Source organism: Synechococcus sp. FACHB-909 (assembly GCF_014698945.1).
Lineage (GTDB): Bacteria > Cyanobacteriota > Cyanobacteriia > PCC-6307 > Cyanobiaceae > Cyanobium.
Map to the genome: position 1 here is coordinate 376302 of NZ_JACJTY010000002.1, position 15294 is coordinate 391595.

Annotated in this window: 17 protein-coding genes; 15 read left to right on the forward strand and 2 right to left on the reverse strand. The window is 70.4% G+C overall.

The window, feature by feature from the left end; genetic code table 11:
• Nucleotides 1-292: 292 nt before the first annotated feature.
• From H6G99_RS05160 to H6G99_RS05175, 4 genes are read left to right on the forward strand one after another with little or no spacing between them, the layout of a single operon-like run.
• Complete coding sequence (locus H6G99_RS05160) at nucleotides 293-430, forward strand: PIN domain-containing protein (protein ID WP_190610346.1); 138 nt, start codon at nucleotides 293-295, stop codon at nucleotides 428-430.
• A 5-nt stretch (nucleotides 431-435) separates the two neighbouring features.
• Entirely contained in the window at nucleotides 436-1017 is a 582-nt protein-coding gene (locus H6G99_RS05165) for a hypothetical protein (RefSeq protein ID WP_190610347.1), read from the forward strand.
• A 34-nt stretch (nucleotides 1018-1051) separates the two neighbouring features.
• Entirely contained in the window at nucleotides 1052-1393 is a 342-nt protein-coding gene (locus tag H6G99_RS05170; protein ID WP_190610349.1) for a hypothetical protein, read from the forward strand.
• Entirely contained in the window at nucleotides 1393-3090 is a 1698-nt protein-coding gene (locus tag H6G99_RS05175) for an ABC1 kinase family protein (protein WP_190610350.1), read from the forward strand. Before H6G99_RS05170 ends, H6G99_RS05175 begins: the two co-directional genes overlap by 1 nt.
• Nucleotides 3091-3108: 18 nt before the next feature.
• On the opposite strand, the gene eno is transcribed toward H6G99_RS05175, so the two are convergent.
• On the reverse strand, nucleotides 3109-4404 hold the full coding sequence (eno, locus tag H6G99_RS05180) for a phosphopyruvate hydratase (protein WP_094585725.1): 1296 nt from the start codon (nucleotides 4402-4404) through the stop codon (nucleotides 3109-3111).
• Nucleotides 4405-4504: 100 nt separating this feature from the next.
• Between eno and gloA the strand changes: the two genes are divergently transcribed.
• The 9 genes from gloA (at nucleotide 4505) to rplL (ending at nucleotide 12125) form a co-directional block, all read left to right on the forward strand.
• Nucleotides 4505-4906: a lactoylglutathione lyase gene (gene gloA, locus H6G99_RS05185; RefSeq protein WP_094585726.1), complete on the forward strand. Its 402-nt coding sequence runs from the start codon at nucleotides 4505-4507 to the stop codon at nucleotides 4904-4906.
• On the forward strand, nucleotides 4896-7775 hold the full coding sequence (locus H6G99_RS05190) for an ATP-dependent Clp protease ATP-binding subunit (protein ID WP_190610352.1): 2880 nt from the start codon (nucleotides 4896-4898) through the stop codon (nucleotides 7773-7775). Before gloA ends, H6G99_RS05190 begins: the two co-directional genes overlap by 11 nt.
• A 10-nt stretch (nucleotides 7776-7785) precedes the next feature.
• Nucleotides 7786-8118, forward strand: a complete 333-nt coding sequence (gene secE / locus H6G99_RS05195; protein ID WP_094587448.1) for a preprotein translocase subunit SecE — start codon at nucleotides 7786-7788, stop codon at nucleotides 8116-8118.
• Nucleotides 8118-8828 (forward strand): transcription termination/antitermination protein NusG, encoded by a 711-nt coding sequence (gene nusG, locus H6G99_RS05200; protein WP_094587447.1) that lies wholly within the window; start codon nucleotides 8118-8120, stop codon nucleotides 8826-8828. Before secE ends, nusG begins: the two co-directional genes overlap by 1 nt.
• 185 nt (nucleotides 8829-9013) lie before the next feature.
• The gene (gene rplK / locus H6G99_RS05205) at nucleotides 9014-9439 is read left to right on the forward strand and encodes a 50S ribosomal protein L11 (protein ID WP_094587446.1); all 426 of its coding nucleotides are present in this window, start codon (nucleotides 9014-9016) and stop codon (nucleotides 9437-9439) included.
• 89 nt (nucleotides 9440-9528) lie between these two features.
• Nucleotides 9529-10236 (forward strand): 50S ribosomal protein L1, encoded by a 708-nt coding sequence (gene rplA / locus H6G99_RS05210; protein WP_094587445.1) that lies wholly within the window; start codon nucleotides 9529-9531, stop codon nucleotides 10234-10236.
• Between the two features lie 9 nt (nucleotides 10237-10245).
• Nucleotides 10246-10890 (forward strand): GDSL-type esterase/lipase family protein, encoded by a 645-nt coding sequence (locus H6G99_RS05215; RefSeq protein WP_190610354.1) that lies wholly within the window; start codon nucleotides 10246-10248, stop codon nucleotides 10888-10890.
• A 259-nt stretch (nucleotides 10891-11149) separates the two neighbouring features.
• Nucleotides 11150-11677 carry a 50S ribosomal protein L10 gene (gene rplJ / locus H6G99_RS05220; protein WP_094587443.1) on the forward strand — a complete coding sequence of 176 codons (528 nt, stop codon included), beginning with the start codon at nucleotides 11150-11152 and terminating at the stop codon, nucleotides 11675-11677.
• Nucleotides 11678-11738: 61 nt separating this feature from the next.
• Nucleotides 11739-12125 (forward strand): 50S ribosomal protein L7/L12, encoded by a 387-nt coding sequence (rplL, locus tag H6G99_RS05225; RefSeq protein ID WP_094587442.1) that lies wholly within the window; start codon nucleotides 11739-11741, stop codon nucleotides 12123-12125.
• A gap of 296 nt (nucleotides 12126-12421) precedes the next feature.
• On the opposite strand, the gene H6G99_RS05230 is transcribed toward rplL, so the two are convergent.
• Nucleotides 12422-13177: a DUF3747 domain-containing protein gene (locus H6G99_RS05230; RefSeq protein ID WP_190610355.1), complete on the reverse strand. Its 756-nt coding sequence runs from the start codon at nucleotides 13175-13177 to the stop codon at nucleotides 12422-12424.
• 73 nt (nucleotides 13178-13250) lie between these two features.
• Between H6G99_RS05230 and H6G99_RS05235 the strand changes: the two genes are divergently transcribed.
• Nucleotides 13251-14003 carry a ribonuclease H family protein gene (locus tag H6G99_RS05235; protein ID WP_094587440.1) on the forward strand — a complete coding sequence of 251 codons (753 nt, stop codon included), beginning with the start codon at nucleotides 13251-13253 and terminating at the stop codon, nucleotides 14001-14003.
• A gap of 12 nt (nucleotides 14004-14015) precedes the next feature.
• On the forward strand, nucleotides 14016-15203 hold the full coding sequence (locus tag H6G99_RS05240) for a quinone-dependent dihydroorotate dehydrogenase (RefSeq protein WP_190610357.1): 1188 nt from the start codon (nucleotides 14016-14018) through the stop codon (nucleotides 15201-15203).
• Nucleotides 15204-15294: the final 91 nt, after the last annotated feature.

Sequence of the window (15294 nt, forward strand, 5' to 3'; positions counted from 1 at the left end):
TTAACCCCTGTTTTGTTCGGGTGAGGATATAGAGCGCTGTGAACGCAGGGTAAACTGGTTTTTTGCTGCAGAACGGCAGGGGGAGGCCATGGAAGATTCCCCCGTAGATACTGAGATTTTCAGAGCCGTTCCGGTCCGCGACACCAGGCAGGATGTGGAAGCGGCGGTCGCGGCTCTACTGGCGCTCCCGCGGATTCGCGGTGTCCGTGACGCCGATGTCGCCGGCTTCGTGAGCGAGGGGCGACGGTGAGAGGGGTTGCCCCTGCCCTTGGCAACCGACGCCTCGACTGCCTTGGCCCGCACCCATGGGTTCTCCAGCCACGACGCCAGCGATCCGGAACTGGCCCAGCGCCTCGATGCCACCCTCGCCAGCTTCGATCGCCGGGGCCTGAACCGCCACTCCGCGGCAAGATGGCAGCGCATGCGCTGATGTCGATGGTCACGGCCAGGCCCTCTTCCCCTCCCGGCGGTGCCCCTCCCCGGGGCGCGCCCCCCGGCGGCAAGCAGCGGGCGACGGGCCGCCCCGCCTGGGACTGGCGGTTGTGGGCCATCGTGGGGCTCTGCTTCGGCGTGGGCTACGCCGCCAGCCTGCGCCTGCTCAGCCTGGCCGGCCCGGAGGAGGGGGGCAACCGCCAGCGCTTCGATGTGCAGCCCGCCCCGGGGACGACGCTCGATTCCCTGCGCCAGCGCTTCGGCGGCGACGCCCGCGAGATCCGCGGCGATCTCGATCTGCTCGAGCTGGAGCAGGAGCAGAAACAGGAGGAGGACGCGATCGAGGAGCGTCGCCGCCAGATGGAGGAGCGGGACGCCCAGGAGCGCCAGCGCCTGCTCGAGGGCGCCGAGACGCCCCCGTCCGACCAGCCGGCCGCCCCCGGGGCACCCGAGGCCGAGCTCCCGGCCGCCCCTGTCCTGCCGCCGCCGCGCACGCCCCCGGCCCGCGAGCGGGAGTCCGCCGGTCCCGCGCCGATCGCCCCGCCTCCGCTGAGCGCCCCACCGGCCCCCGGAAGCCAGTCCTGATCTGCCACAGTTCGTTGAATCCATCGGCCAAGTCATGAGCGCGCCGCAGTCCCTCGCCCAGGCGGCCATGAACCGCCTGGCCGCCCGTCTGGGCAGCGGCCTGGCCGATGCGGCCGCCACCCTGGCGGCCCTCGCCCAGGAGGCCCCCGCCCGGGTGCAGCAGGAACTCACTCTGTTCTGGGAGGAGGTGTCGATGGAAGCGGAACGGATCGAGAACGACCGCGACGCCGGTGTCTCCGCGTCCCGAGGCGGCGCCGCCGAGGATCCCCAGGAGCGCATCGATGCCCTGCGGGCCAAGGTGGCCGAACTCTCCCGGCGCCTCGACCAGATGCCCGCCACCCCCGATGGTCCGTCGCGGTCTCCGGGGCAGGCCTGATGGCGGCCCTCTCCACCCCCGGGATCCTGCTGTCCCGCCTCTGGCGTTCGCTGCGCATCTGGCGCCTCGTGCTCCAGCTGCTGGCCGGCCTCTGGTGGGACGCCCGCCCCTGGACCTACCCGGGCGGACGCACCCCGCAAGCCCAGGCCGCCCGCCAGCGCCGCCGGGCCCGCTGGCTCACGGCCCAGTTCCTCGAGCTCGGTTCCGCCTTCATCAAGCTGGGCCAGCTGCTCTCGGCCCGCCCGGATGTGCTGCCCGCCGACGTGGTGGAGGAACTGGCCCATCTGCAGGACCGGGTGCCCGCCTTCCCCTTCCCCGTCGTGGAGTCCCTGCTGGAGCAGGAGCTGGGCGAGCGGCGGGCGGAGATCATCGATCTGGAGATCGTGCCGCTGGGCTCGGCGAGCCTGGCCCAGGTGCACCGGGCCAGCCTGCGCAGCGGCCGCCAGGTGGTGTTCAAGGTGCAGCGGCCGGGGCTGGAGCGTCTCTTCCGCCTCGATCTGGAGGTGCTCCAGCAGGTGGCGGCCGCGGTGCAGCGCCATCCCCGCTGGGGCGCCGGCCGTGACTGGGTGGGCATCGCCAAGGAGTGCCGGCGGGTGCTGCTGCGGGAGCTGGATTTCCGCCTCGAGGCGGAGCATGCCGCCCGCTTCCGCCAGCAGTTCCTCGACGACCCCGGCATCCGCATCCCGGCGGTGGTCTGGGAGCTGAGCTCCCGGCGGGTGCTCTGCCTCGATTACGTACCCGGCATCAAGATCAATGACCGGGAGGCCCTGGTGCGCGCCGGCATCGATCCGGCGGCCGTCGCCGAGAAGGGGGCGGCCAGCTACCTGCAGCAGCTGGTCCGCTTCGGCTTCTTCCACGCCGACCCCCATCCCGGCAACCTCGCGGTCGCCAGTGACGGGGCGCTGATCTACTACGACTTCGGCATGATGGGCCAGATCTCCGAGCGGCTGCGCAGCCGGCTTGGACGGATGGTGCGGGCCGCGGCGGCCCGGGATGCCGCCTCCTTGGTGGACGAGCTGCAGCAGGCCGGCCTGATCGCCGCCGGCATCGACCAGGGGCCGGTGCGGCGGCTGGTGCGGGTGATGCTCACCGAAGCCCTCACGCCACCGTTCAGCGCCAACGTCATCGACAAGCTCTCCGGTGACCTCTACGAACTCGTCTACGGCCAGCCGTTCCGGCTGCCGCCCGAGCTGATCTTCGTGATGCGGGCCCTCTCCACCTTCGAGGGGGTGGGCCGCAGCCTCGATCCGGGCTTTAGCCTCATTGCCATCGCCCGCCCCTACCTGTTGCCCCTCATGACCGCCAGCGGCAACGGCCCCAACGAACTGTTCAGCGAGCTCTCCCGACAGGCGGCCGAAGTGGGCAGCCGCGCCTTCGGCATCCCGCGGCGCCTGGACGAAAGCCTGGCCCGCATCGAACAGGGGGATCTCCAGGTGCTGATCCGCGCCGGCGAAACCGATCGCCTGTTGAGGCGCCTGGCCCTGGCCCAGCAAAGCGCCGGCCAGTCCGTTCTGATCGGGGCCCTGGCCGTCGCCGCCTCGGTGCTGGCGGTGAGCAGCCGCCCGGTGCTCACCGCCGTGCCGGTGGTGCTGGCTCTGCCCCTCACCGTCGGCTGGCTGAAGATGCAGGCTCGCCTCAAGCGGGATGGCCGCCTGGATCAGCTGCCCGGTGTCTCGGCCCCGACCCGGCGGGAGTGAGCGGGGCCGGGTGCGGCCTCAGGCCTTGCCCCGGGGTCCCCGGTCCTCCACGCCGGCGTAGACCGCCTGGCTGCCCAGCTCGTCCTCGATGCGCAGCAGCTGGTTGTACTTGGCGACCCGGTCACTGCGGCTGAGGGAGCCGGTCTTGATCTGGCCGGCCCGGGTGGCCACGGCCAGGTCGGCGATGGTCACATCCTCCGTCTCGCCGCTGCGGTGGCTGATCACGCTGGTGTAGCCGGCGCGGGTGGCCATGTCGATGGCCTGGAGGGTTTCGGTCAGCGAGCCGATCTGGTTCACCTTGATCAGGATCGAGTTGGCGATCCCCTGCTCGATGCCCTGCTGCAGGCGGGTGGTGTTGGTCACGAACAGGTCGTCGCCCACCAGCTGCACCGTGCCCCCCAGGCGCTCGGTCAGCAGGCGCCAGCCCTCCCAGTCGTCCTCGGCCAGGCCGTCCTCGATCGAGACGATCGGGAAGCGGGCCGCCAGGGCTGCCAGCTGGTCGACCATCTCAGCGCTGGTGTAGCTGCCGCCGCCGAAGGCGTAACGGCCATCGGCGTAGAACTCGGTGCTGGCCACGTCGAGGGCCAGGGAGATCTGGTCGCCGGGCCGGTAGCCGGCCTTCTCGATCGCCTGCATCAGCAGTTCACCGGCGGCGTCGTTGCCGGCCAGGTCGGGGGCGAAGCCACCCTCATCGCCGACCGCCGTGGAGAGGCCCTGGTCCTTGAGCAGCCCCTTCAGGGTGTGGAACACCTCGGCGCCCATGCGCAGGGCCTCGCGGAAGCTGCCCGCCCCGTGGGGCACCAGCATGAATTCCTGGAAATCCAGGTTGTTGGAGGCGTGGGCGCCGCCGTTGATGACGTTCATCAGCGGCACCGGCAGCAGGGTGGCCATCGGGCCGCCCAGGTAGCGGTAGAGGGGCAGGCCAAGGGCCTTGGCGGCGGCGTGGGCCGTGGCCAGGCTCACGGCCAGGATGGCGTTGGCACCGAGGGCGGATTTGTTGTCGCTGCCGTCGAGTTCGTTCATGGCCTCGTCGACGGCGCCCTGGTCGAGGGCGCTCAGGCCGCAGAGGGCCGGGGCGATGCGCTCCTCGATGTTCTCCACCGCCTTGCTGACGCCCTTGCCGAAGTAGGCCTTCTCGCCGTCCCGCAGCTCGTGGGCCTCATGGGCGCCGGTGCTGGCGCCGCTGGGCACGATGGCGCGGCCGCTGGCCCCTCCCTCCAGATACACCTCCGCTTCGACCGTGGGGGTGCCACGCGAGTCGAGCACTTCGCGGGCAACGATGGAGTCGATGACGAGGTCGAGGGAGTCGTACACAGGCGGTGTGCTGGTGGGCGAATCCTATGGGTCACCCTCCGCCCTCGCCTGTGTTCCCTGCGCCACCCTGGTCAGAATGGCCCCAGCTGGTGCACCGCCGATGCGACTCCTCCACACCATGCTCCGGGTGGGTGATCTGGAGCGCTCCCTGCGCTTCTACACCGAGGTGCTGGGCATGAAGCTGCTGCGCCGCAAGGACTATCCCGGTGGCGAGTACACCCTGGCCTTCGTCGGCTACGGCGACGAGACGGACACCACCGTGCTGGAGCTCACCCACAACTGGGGCACCGAGGCCTACGAGCTCGGGACCGGTTTCGGCCATCTGGCCATCGGCGTGGATGACATCTACGCCACCTGCGCAGCGATCGCCGCCAAGGGCGGGCGGGTGGTGCGGGAGCCCGGTCCGAAGCAGCACGGCACCACCGTGCTCGCCTTCGTGGAGGATCCGGATGGCTACAAGGTGGAACTGATCCAGACGTCGTCACGGTCCGATGCGCACTGATTCCCGCCTGCGTGACGACCGGGGAACTGGGGGCGCTGCGGCCAGCCTCACCGGCGATCCCGACCGCTTCAGCGACGCCGCCTGGGATCTGCTGATCGCCACCCAGGAGCAGGCCCGGCGCTGGCGCCACGGCGCCATGGACGTGGAGCACCTGCTGCTCACCCTGCTGCTGAACCGGCGCTTCGCCACCTGGGTGGACCCCCTGCCCCTCGACGAGGACCGGCTGCTGGACCGGCTCGAAGCCTTCTGCGCCGAACAGCCGGATGGCGGCGGCGGCACCCTGTACATCGGCGATGCCCTCGAGGACCTGCTGGAGGAGGCCGATCGCCGCCGCGCCGCCTGGGGATCGCGCCTGCTGGATGTGCCCCACCTGCTGCTGGCCCTGCTGGCGGAGCCCCGGATCGGGGCCTCCCTGCTGGCGGAGGAGGGGTTGAGCGAGGACCTGCTGCTGCGCCAGTGGCGACCCCTGCCAGCCGGGTCTGCCGTGCCCTCGGTCGCCCCCGCCCCGCCGGCGGCCCCGGTCGCGGCCCCACCGGCCCCGGCCCCGCCGCCGCCGGCCCCTTCGCGGGCGGCCGCGGCGCCCGCTCCCCCCGCCCCCGTGCGGCCCCCGTCGGCGCCGGAGCCCGCCATGACCCTGCAGCGGGAGGGGGAGGCCGAACCCGGCGCCCTCGACCGCTACGGCCGCGACCTCACCGCCGCCGCCCGGGCCGGCGAGCTCGATCCGGTGGTGGGCCGCGACACCGAGATCCGCCGGCTGATCCAGGTGCTCTCCCGGCGCAGCAAGAACAATCCGGTGCTGATCGGTGAGCCCGGCGTCGGCAAGACGGCCGTCGCCGAATCCCTGGCCCAGCGGATCGTGGCGGGCGAGGTGCCCGATGCCCTGCGGGGCCTGCGGCTGGTGGCCCTGGACCTGGGGGCCCTGATCGCCGGGGCCAAGTTCCGCGGCCAGTTCGAGGAACGCCTGCGAAGCGTGCTGGCCGAGGTCCGCGACAACGACGGGGTGCGCGGCGAGGACGGGGAAGGCGGCCGGGCCGGCGGGGTGGTGCTGTTCATCGACGAACTGCACACGGTGGTGGGCAGCGACCGCTCCGGCGCCGACGCGGCCAGCATCCTCAAGCCGGTGCTGGCCCGCGGCGACCTGCGCTGCATCGGCGCCACCACCCCCGAGGACTACCGGCGCAGCATCGAGAAGGACCCGGCCCTGGAGCGCCGCTTCCAGCAGGTGGTGATCCGCGAGCCCGATGGCCCCACCTGCCTCGAGATCCTGCGGGGGCTGAAGGAGCGCTACGAGCTCCACCATGGCGTCACCATCACCGATGGCGCCCTGGTGGCGGCCTCCCGGCTGGCCTCCCGCTACATCAGCGACCGCTGCCTGCCGGATTCGGCCATCGACCTGATCGATGAGGCCGCCGCCAACCTGCGCATGGAGGCCACCTCCAAGCCCCAGGTGGTGGAGGCGGCCGAGGCGGAACTGCGGCGGGTGGAACTGGCGCTGCTGGCCGCCGAGGCGGCGCCCCTGGAGGAGCGCGTGCAGCTGCAGGAGCAGCGGCGCCTCGCCCACGAACAGCTCGACCGCCTGCAGCGGCGCTGGGCGGGGGAACGGGAGCGCCTGGGGGAGCTGCGCGAGCTGCTGCAGCAGGACGAGGACCTGCGCCATGCCATCGCCGAGGCCGAGCGGGACGGGGACCTGGAGGAGGCGGCCCGGCTCCAGTACGACCAGCTGCACGGGGTGCAGCAGCGCCGGGCGGCCCTGGAGGCGGAACTGCAGAGCGATCCGATGCTGCGGGAGCAGGTGGAGGAGGGGGACATCGCCGACGTGGTGGCCCGCTCCACCGGCATCCCCATCCAGCAGCTGCTGGCCGGCGAACGCCAGAAGCTGCTGGAGCTGGAGCACCGGCTCGGCGAGCGGGTGATCGGTCAGCCCGAGGCGGTGGCGGCGGTGGCGGCCTCGATCCGTCGCTCCCGCGCCGGCATGCAGGCCCCCACCCGGCCGGTGGGGTCATTTCTGTTCCTGGGGCCCACGGGGGTGGGCAAGACGGAACTGGCCAAAGCCCTGGCCGCGGCCCTCTTCGATGAGGAGGAGGCCCTGGTGCGGCTCGACATGAGCGAATTCATGGAGCGCAACGCCGTCGCCCGCCTGGTGGGGGCCCCCCCCGGCTACGTGGGCTACGAGGAGGGCGGCCAGCTCACCGAGGCCGTGCGCCGCCGTCCCTATGCGGTGCTGCTGCTCGATGAGGTGGAGAAGGCCCATCCCGATGTCTTCAACCTGCTGCTGCAGGTGCTCGACGACGGCCGCCTCACCGATTCCCAAGGCCGCACGGTCGACTTCCGCCACACCGTGGTGATCATGACCAGCAACCTGGCCAGCCGCGCCATCCTCGAGCGGGCCCGGTCCACCCCGCCTTCGGGCGAGCCGGGGGATGCCCGCCCCGACGAGGGGGAGCAGGCCCGGGACCGGAGCCTCGATCTGGCGGTGGAGGAGGCCCTCTCGCGCCAGTTCCGGCCGGAGTTCCTCAACCGCATCGACGAGGTGATCCGTTTCCGTCCCCTCGCCCGGGCCGATCTCGAGCGGATCGTGCGGCTGCAGTTGGCGGAGCTGGCCCTGCTGCTGCGGGAGCAGCATCTGGAGCTGGAGGTCGACGAGGCCGTCGTGGTGGCCCTGGCGGCCCAGGGCTACGAGCCGGAGTACGGGGCCCGGCCCCTGCGCCGGGTGCTGCGGCGTCGCATCGAGAACCCCCTGGCCACCGAGCTGCTCGAGGATCACTTCACGGCGGCCAGGGGGGTGCGGCTGGAGCTCGCCGGCCCCGGCGAGGCGGGCTTCCGCTTCGTCCCGCTCGGGGACACCGGGGAAGGACGTCCGGTAGGGTGATCGTTTGTCGATGTCTGCCGACACCAGGGCAGCCATCGGAATCCACACCGTGGAACCCATTCCCCCCGTCACCACCACCACGAGCAGTCCCGACGGGCCCCTGGCCCGGGGGAACGGCGCGTCCGAACCCGACGACGGTCCGGACGGCTTCCCCTCCGAGGAGAGGGAGCCCACCGGGTTCGTGGCGGTCACCCTCGCCGAGCTGCGCAAGGTCGTCTGGCCGAGCCGTCAGCAGCTGTTCAGCGAGTCGGTGGCGGTGATCCTGATGGTGAGCCTTTCGGCCGCGGCGATCGCCGCGATCGACCGCTTCTATCACTGGGGATCGACCCAGATCTTCCGTTGATGACCCTTCCCCTGTCTGCCGTGCCTGAGATCGAACCCGACGCCCCCGAGGTGCTGGAGCTCCCCGCCGAGGGCATCGACCCCGCTGTGGAGGGCATGGACCCCGCCGGAGAGGGCGGTGCCGAGGCGGCCGAAGCCGCCAAGCCCCAGGTGGCCCGCTGGTTCGCCGTCCAGGTGGCCTCCAGCTGCGAGAAGAAGGTCAAGGCCACCCTGGAGCAGCGGGCCGTCACCCTGGGGGTGAGCAACCGGATCCTCGAGATCGAGATCCCCCAGACCCCCGGCGTGAAGCTGAAGAAGGACGGCAGCCGCCAGTCGATCGAGGAGAAGGTGTTCCCCGGCTACGTGCTGGTGCGCATGGTTCTCGATGAGGACACGATGATGGCGGTGCGCAGCACCCCCAACGTCATCAACTTCGTGGGGCAGGAGGAGCGTCGGGCCACCGGCAAGGCCCGCGGCCACATCCGGCCTAGGCCCCTCAGCCGCCAGGAGGTCGACCGCATCTTCAAACGTGCCGCCGAGAAGAAGCCCGTCCTCAAGGTCGACCTCACCGAAGGCGATCAGATCCTCGTCACGGCCGGTCCGTTCAAGGACTTCCAGGGCGAGGTGATCGAGGTCTCCGGCGAACGCAGCAAGCTGAAGGCCCTCCTGTCGATCTTCGGCAGGGAGACCCCGGTGGAGCTCGAGTTCTCCCAGATCAGCAAACAGAGCTGATCGAGCGGCGGCCGCCTCCCTGCGGAGGGCGGCCCCGGGTGGCCCCCTCGAGGGCCGCCATCCCGCCGGGCCGGCCAACGCCCCGGCGATCCGCAAGCCTCCCGCGAGGGAGTTCCGTCCCTCACTCCCGCAAGGGAGTTTCGTCCCGCACTCCCGCAAGGGAGTTTCGTCCCCCAGCCCAGCCGATGGCCAAGAAAGTCGTAGCTGTGATCAAGCTGGCCCTCCAGGCCGGCAAAGCGAACCCCGCACCACCGGTGGGCCCTGCCCTCGGTCAGCACGGGGTCAACATCATGGCGTTCTGTAAGGAGTACAACGCCCGCACCCAGGAGAAGGCCGGGTACGTGATCCCGGTGGAGATCTCGGTCTTTGAAGACCGCAGCTTCACCTTCATCACCAAGACCCCGCCCGCCTCGGTGCTGATCTCCAAGGCGGCCGGCATCGACAAGGGTGCCGCCACCTCCGCCAAGGGAGCCGTGGGTGCCATCAGCCGCGCCCAGCTCGAGGAGATCGCCAAGACCAAGCTGCCCGACCTCAACTGCAGCAGCGTCGAGTCGGCCATGCGCATCATCGAAGGCACCGCCCGCAACATGGGCGTCGCCGTCAAGGACTGACGGCCACCGGTCGTCGTTCCACCCCGTCCACCTCTCCGCTTCACCTCTCTGGGGGAGACCGATCACGGTCGTCCGCACCCCTTACCGCCATGACAAAAGTCTCCAAACGCTTCACCGCCCTCGCCGCCAAGGTCGAGGACCGCTCCTACGAACCGCTCGAGGCCCTCGAGCTGGTCAAGGACACCGCCACCGCCAAGTTCGACGAAACCATCGAAGCCCACGTGCGCCTGGGCATCGACCCCAAGTACACCGACCAGCAGCTGCGCACCACCGTGGCCCTGCCCCACGGCACCGGCCAGACCATCCGCATCGCCGTGATCGCCCGGGGCGAGAAGGTGGCCGAGGCCAAGGCCGCCGGTGCCGACCTGGCCGGCGACGATGAGCTGGTCGACCAGATCGCCGGTGGCGCGATCGACTTCGATCTGCTGATCGCCACCCCCGACATGATGCCGAAGGTGGCCAAACTCGGCCGGGTGCTCGGTCCCCGCGGCCTGATGCCGAACCCCAAGGCCGGCACCGTCACCACCGATCTGGGCGGCGCCATCAGCGAGTTCAAGGCCGGCAAGCTGGAGTTCCGGGCCGATCGGGCCGGCATCGTCCACGTGCGTTTCGGCAAGGCCAGCTTCGACACCGCCAAGCTGCTGGAGAACCTCAAGGCCCTGCAGGAAACCATCGACCGCAACAAGCCCAGCGGTGCCAAGGGCCGCTACTGGCGCAGCCTCTACGTCGCCTCCACCATGGGCCCCTCGGTGCAGGTCGACTTCTCCGCTCTCCAGGACATCAAGCAGGAGAGCTGAGCGCCCGCCGTGCCTGCCTCGTCATGGGTGCGGATCGGTGGCTGGGTGGCGGTGCCGCTCACGCTGCTGGCTCTGGGGTGGGGCCTGCTTTCCAGGTCCCCGTCCTCCTCCAAGGCGTCGCCGGCACCGGCTCCCCGCCGCGACGCTCCGGTCACCTTCGTCGGCGATTCGCTCACGGCCCAAGGCGACTGGCAGGCGGCCTTCCCCGATCGTGTGGTCTTCAACCAGGGCATCAGCGGTGACACCAGCTTCCAGCTGATGGCCCGCCTGCCGCAGATCCGCCGGACCGACGCCGGCACCTACCTGGTGATGGTGGGCATCAACGACATCGTCTGGGGCTACGACCCCGGCCGGATCGCCGGCCGCATCCAGTGGCTGCGGACCGGCCTCCAGATCGGCACCGGGGCCCGGGTGATCATCCAGTCCACGATTCCCTGCGCCAGCTTCCGCTGCGGTGCCGACGGGGTCCGCCGGGTGGCCGAGCTCAATGAGCTGCTCGCCCGCCAGACGCCTCCCCGGGACTTCGTCGATCTGACCCCGGTGATGGCGGATGGCGATGGCCTCAGGCGTGCCTACACGGTGGATGGCGTGCATCTCAACGCCGCCGGTTATGCCCGCTGGGTGGCACGGCTGCGGGAGCTGGGCCTGCCGTGATGTAGGTTCAAGAGCTGGATTCGTCCAGAAGGGCACGCGCCCCACCCAAGACAGCAGGTCGTCAGGGTCACCGATTCAGGTCGGTTGTTCACTGCCGTAAGCCCTGCCGAGGTTCACGCGATTGGTTTTTGCCTGTGCTGGGGTCTCCAACGGAGTCCTTCAGATCGGAGCGGAGCGATGAGCGGCCTCGAAGCCCCCCGCAAGGGATGGCTGTCCGGACCGCGTTCCCTGCTTGTTCCCCCGATCCGATCCACCTCCTATGGGCCGCACGCTGGAGAACAAGCAACAGATCGTCGAAGAGCTCAAGGGGCTCCTCGGTGAAGCCGAAATGGCGCTGGTCCTTGATTACAAGGGCCTGACCATCAAGGAGATGACTGATCTGCGGACCCGTCTGCAGGCCAGCAGCGGTGTGTGCAAGGTGACCAAAAACACCTTGATGCGCCGTGCCATCGATGGTGACAGCGCCTGGTCGGATCTCGATTCCCTGCTCACCGGCACCAACGCCTTCGTCCTGGTCAAGGGCGATGTCGGCGGTGCGGTGAAGGCCCTGCAGTCCTTCCAGAAGGACAGCAAGAAGTCGGAAGTGAAGGGAGGCCTTTTCGAAGGCAAGCTCCTTTCCCCAGACGACATCAAGGCCATCGGGGATCTGCCCTCCAAGGAGGTGCTCATGGCCCAGATCGCCGGTGCGATCAATGGCCTGGCCACCAAGCTGGCTGTGGGCATCAACGAGGTTCCGTCCGGTCTCGCCAGGGCGCTCAAGCAGCACGCCGAATCCGGCGAAGGTTGAGTTCGCAGCCGCGAACCCCTGGGCTCCACCGATCCTCCCGTTCTGTTGCTGATTCCCCCCCATGTCCGCTACAACCGACCAGATTCTCGAACAACTGAAAACCCTCTCCCTGCTTGAGGCTTCCGAGCTCGTCAAGCAGATCGAAGAGGCCTTCGGCGTGTCCGCCGCCGCTTCCGCCGGCGTCGTCATGGCCGCCGCCGCCCCCGGCGCTGCCGCTGAGGCGGTTGAGGAGCAGACCGAATTCGACGTCATCCTCGATGGCTTCGATCCGGCCGCCAAGATCAAGGTGCTCAAGGCCGTCCGCGAGGCCACCGGCCTCGGTCTGGGCGAAGCCAAGGCCCTGGTCGAAGCCGCTCCCAAGGCCGTCAAGGAAGGCATCTCCAAGGGCGATGCCGAAGCTCTCAAGAAGAGCATCGAAGAAGTGGGTGGCAAGGTCTCCATCAAGTGACCTGCCGTTGCCGGGCCTGCGGGCCCGGCAACCCACCTTCGTTTCCAGCCGGCCCTTCGGGCCGGCTTTTTTCATGGTCTGTCCATCAGGGCCCATTCATAAAAAAGAGCCCCGCCGAAGGCAGGGCTCTGGAGATGGAACGATTCCGGGAGTCTGTCCTCGTTTCGACCCTGGAAGAGCGTCCTTCACTCCTCACGAAATCAGATTAAGCGGCTGGAATGGGAGGTGGCGGCTGGGAGGTCCGGAGTTTCAACTGGCCACAGCCCACAGCCCACAGCCCGGACCTTGCCAGGGGCTCAGAGCCCTTCGCCGCTGCTGCTGTTGCCGCCGCTGTAGGGGATCACCTGGAGGGCGACGGCCCGGCCGGAGTCGCCCAGCGCCATGGTGTCCTCCCCCTGGCCTGCGGCCGGATCGGTGGCGGACAGGGCTGGAGGTTGGGTCCGGCCGGGGCCGAGGGGGCGGCGCCAGGTGGGGGCGCCGCCGGCGTTGGCGATCAGCTGATCCAGAGGGGTGGGGCTGGCGAAGTAGAGGTGGCTCAGGGCCCGTTCCCCGTAGGTGCGCCGCTTCAGATCCCAGCCCTGCTCGAGCCTGAGGGCCACGAAGCCGTCGCGATCCCGCAGGGGGATGTCGGCCCTGCCCACCACGAGGATGGCCGAGGTGCCCGGGGAAATGGCCTGGAGCTCCAGGCGGGATCCCACCTGCTGCACCCGCAGCCGGTAGGCGGTGCCCATGTCCTGCTCGGCGACCCGCAGGGAATAGCCGTTGCTGTCGAGGTAGCGGTTGCAGATTCCGGTGTAGTCGAACCGGTTCAGGGTGGGATCCACCAGGCCGTCCGGGCGGGCCTGCCAGCAGGCGGGCTGGGGGGTCAGCTGTTCCAGCACCAGCAGGGTCCAGTCGTTGTCGCCCACCGGGCGGGCCAGCACCGCGAAGCGTTCGGCGTCGACGTCGGTGCTCTGGAAGAGGCCGGCGGCCATGGCCAGCCGGGGCTGGACCATCGGCAGGCTGGCTCCGGCCAGGGCCAGGCCCGCCAGGGCCAGGTAGGTTCGCTGCATGGGAACACCTCCAGGGCCCGGGCGTTCTCCGGGAGAGAGGGTTCCATTCAAGCGATCCTGTCAAGACGTCTCCATGGGTGATCGACCGGTGCGGGTAGTGGCTGCCGCCTGTGACGGGGCCTGCAGCGGCAACCCGGGTCCGGGGGGCTGGGGCGCCCTGCTGCGCTTCGAAGACGGCTCCCGTCGGGAGCTGGGGGGGGCGGACGCGGCCACCACCAACAACCGGATGGAGCTCACCGCCGCCCTGGCGGTGCTGGAGGCCCTGCGGGAGCTGCCGCGCCATCCCGATCTGGTGCTGCGCACCGACAGCCGTTATCTGATCGACGGTTTCGAGAAGTGGATGACCGGCTGGAAGCGCAAGGGATGGCGCACCGCCTCCGGCGGGGCCGTGCTCAACCGTGATCTCTGGGAGCGGCTGGATGCCGCCAGGCTGCCGGGGCTGGCCCTGCGCCACGTGCGCGGCCACAGCGGGGACCCGGACAACGACCGCTGCGATGCGATCGCGGTGGCCTTCTCCCGCGGCCAGTCCCCGGCCCTGGCGATCGAAACCCAGGAGGTGGCCGATCCCCCAGCGGTGGCCGACCCCCTCGATCCGGCCCCGCCGTCGCTCCAGCAGTTGCTCTCCCGCCTGGAGCTGGCCGACCGGCTGGCGGCGGGCGGCTACAGCCTGAGGGCCGTGGAGCTCGCCAGGCTGCTCGAGGTGCCCACGGCCCGTCTTGAGGGGAAAGTGGAGCCCTGGCTCTGGCGCGACTGGCTCGTGCGACCCCTGGGCAACGGGTGCTGGCGTCTGGAGCGCGGCGCGGGAGGATTGGACACGCCGCAGTGAGAGGAGACAGGCATGCCGCAGGAGCCATCGACCAGCGGCGGCCAGGTGGGGACCGGCGCCCTCTATGCCCGGTTCGTCGAGCCCCTGCTGCGCCGTGATGACGGTGCCGATGCCGAGCAGCTGAGCCGCCTCACCCTCCTGGCCCTGGGCCAGGCGTCCCTGCGCCGCCGCTGGCCCCTGGTGAGCGGCAGCCTGGAGGGCCTCGGGGCGGAGCTGCAGCGGCGGGACCCCCGGCTGGAGCAGACCCTGTTCGGTTGCCGCTTCACCAATCCGGTGGGGCTGGCGGCGGGCTTCGACAAAAACGGGGTGGCGGCCGCCATCTGGCACCGGTTCGGCTTCGGCTTCGCCGAACTGGGCACCATCACCTGGCAGCCCCAGCAGGGCAATCCCCGGCCCCGGCTGTTCCGGCTGGCCGAGGAACGGGCGGCGCTCAACCGCATGGGCTTCAACAACGACGGGGCCAGGGGCGTGCGCCGGACCCTGGAACGCCAGGTGCTGCCACCCCCCGGCCAGCGGCCTGCGGTGCTCGGCATCAACCTCGGCAAATCGAAGGCGGTGTCGCTGGAGATGGCCCCGGACGATTACGCCGCCTCCCTGGAGCTCCTGGCCCCCCTGGCGGACTACGCCGTCGTCAACGTCAGCTCGCCCAACACCCCGGGGCTGCGGGACCTGCAGGAGGAGGCCCAGCTGCGGCGGCTGGTGGAGCGGCTGCGGCGCCTGCCGGCCTGTCCGCCCCTGCTGGTCAAGATCGCCCCCGACCTGGAGGACGACGCCATCGACACCATCGCCCGGCTGGCCTACGAGGAGGGGCTCGCTGGTGTGATCGCCGTGAACACCTCGGTGCACCGCCTCGGACTGGACGGACGCCGGCTGGTGGCCACGGGCCGCACCCTGGCCGAGGAAGCCGGAGGGCTGAGCGGCCGGCCCCTGCGGCGGCGGGCGGTCGAGGTGCTGCGGCGGCTGCGGGCGACCGCCGGTCCCGCTCTGCCGCTGATCGGTGTGGGGGGCATCGATTCGGCGGAGGCCGCCTGGGAGCGGATCAGCGCCGGAGCGTCCCTGATCCAGATCTATACGGGTTGGATCTACGAAGGTCCCGCACTTGTGCCCTCGATTCTGGAGGGATTGTCCCGCCAGCTCGACGGCCATGGATGCCGGACGCTTTCGGAAGTTGTAGGTTCGGGGATGCCTTGGCGCCCGTGATTCGGTAACTTTCGCAGGCACCGGATCGGAGCCTTGGTTTTTTCTGGCCTGATCGGCTTGAAGGATGATCTGGAAGATCGTCTGAGGCCCG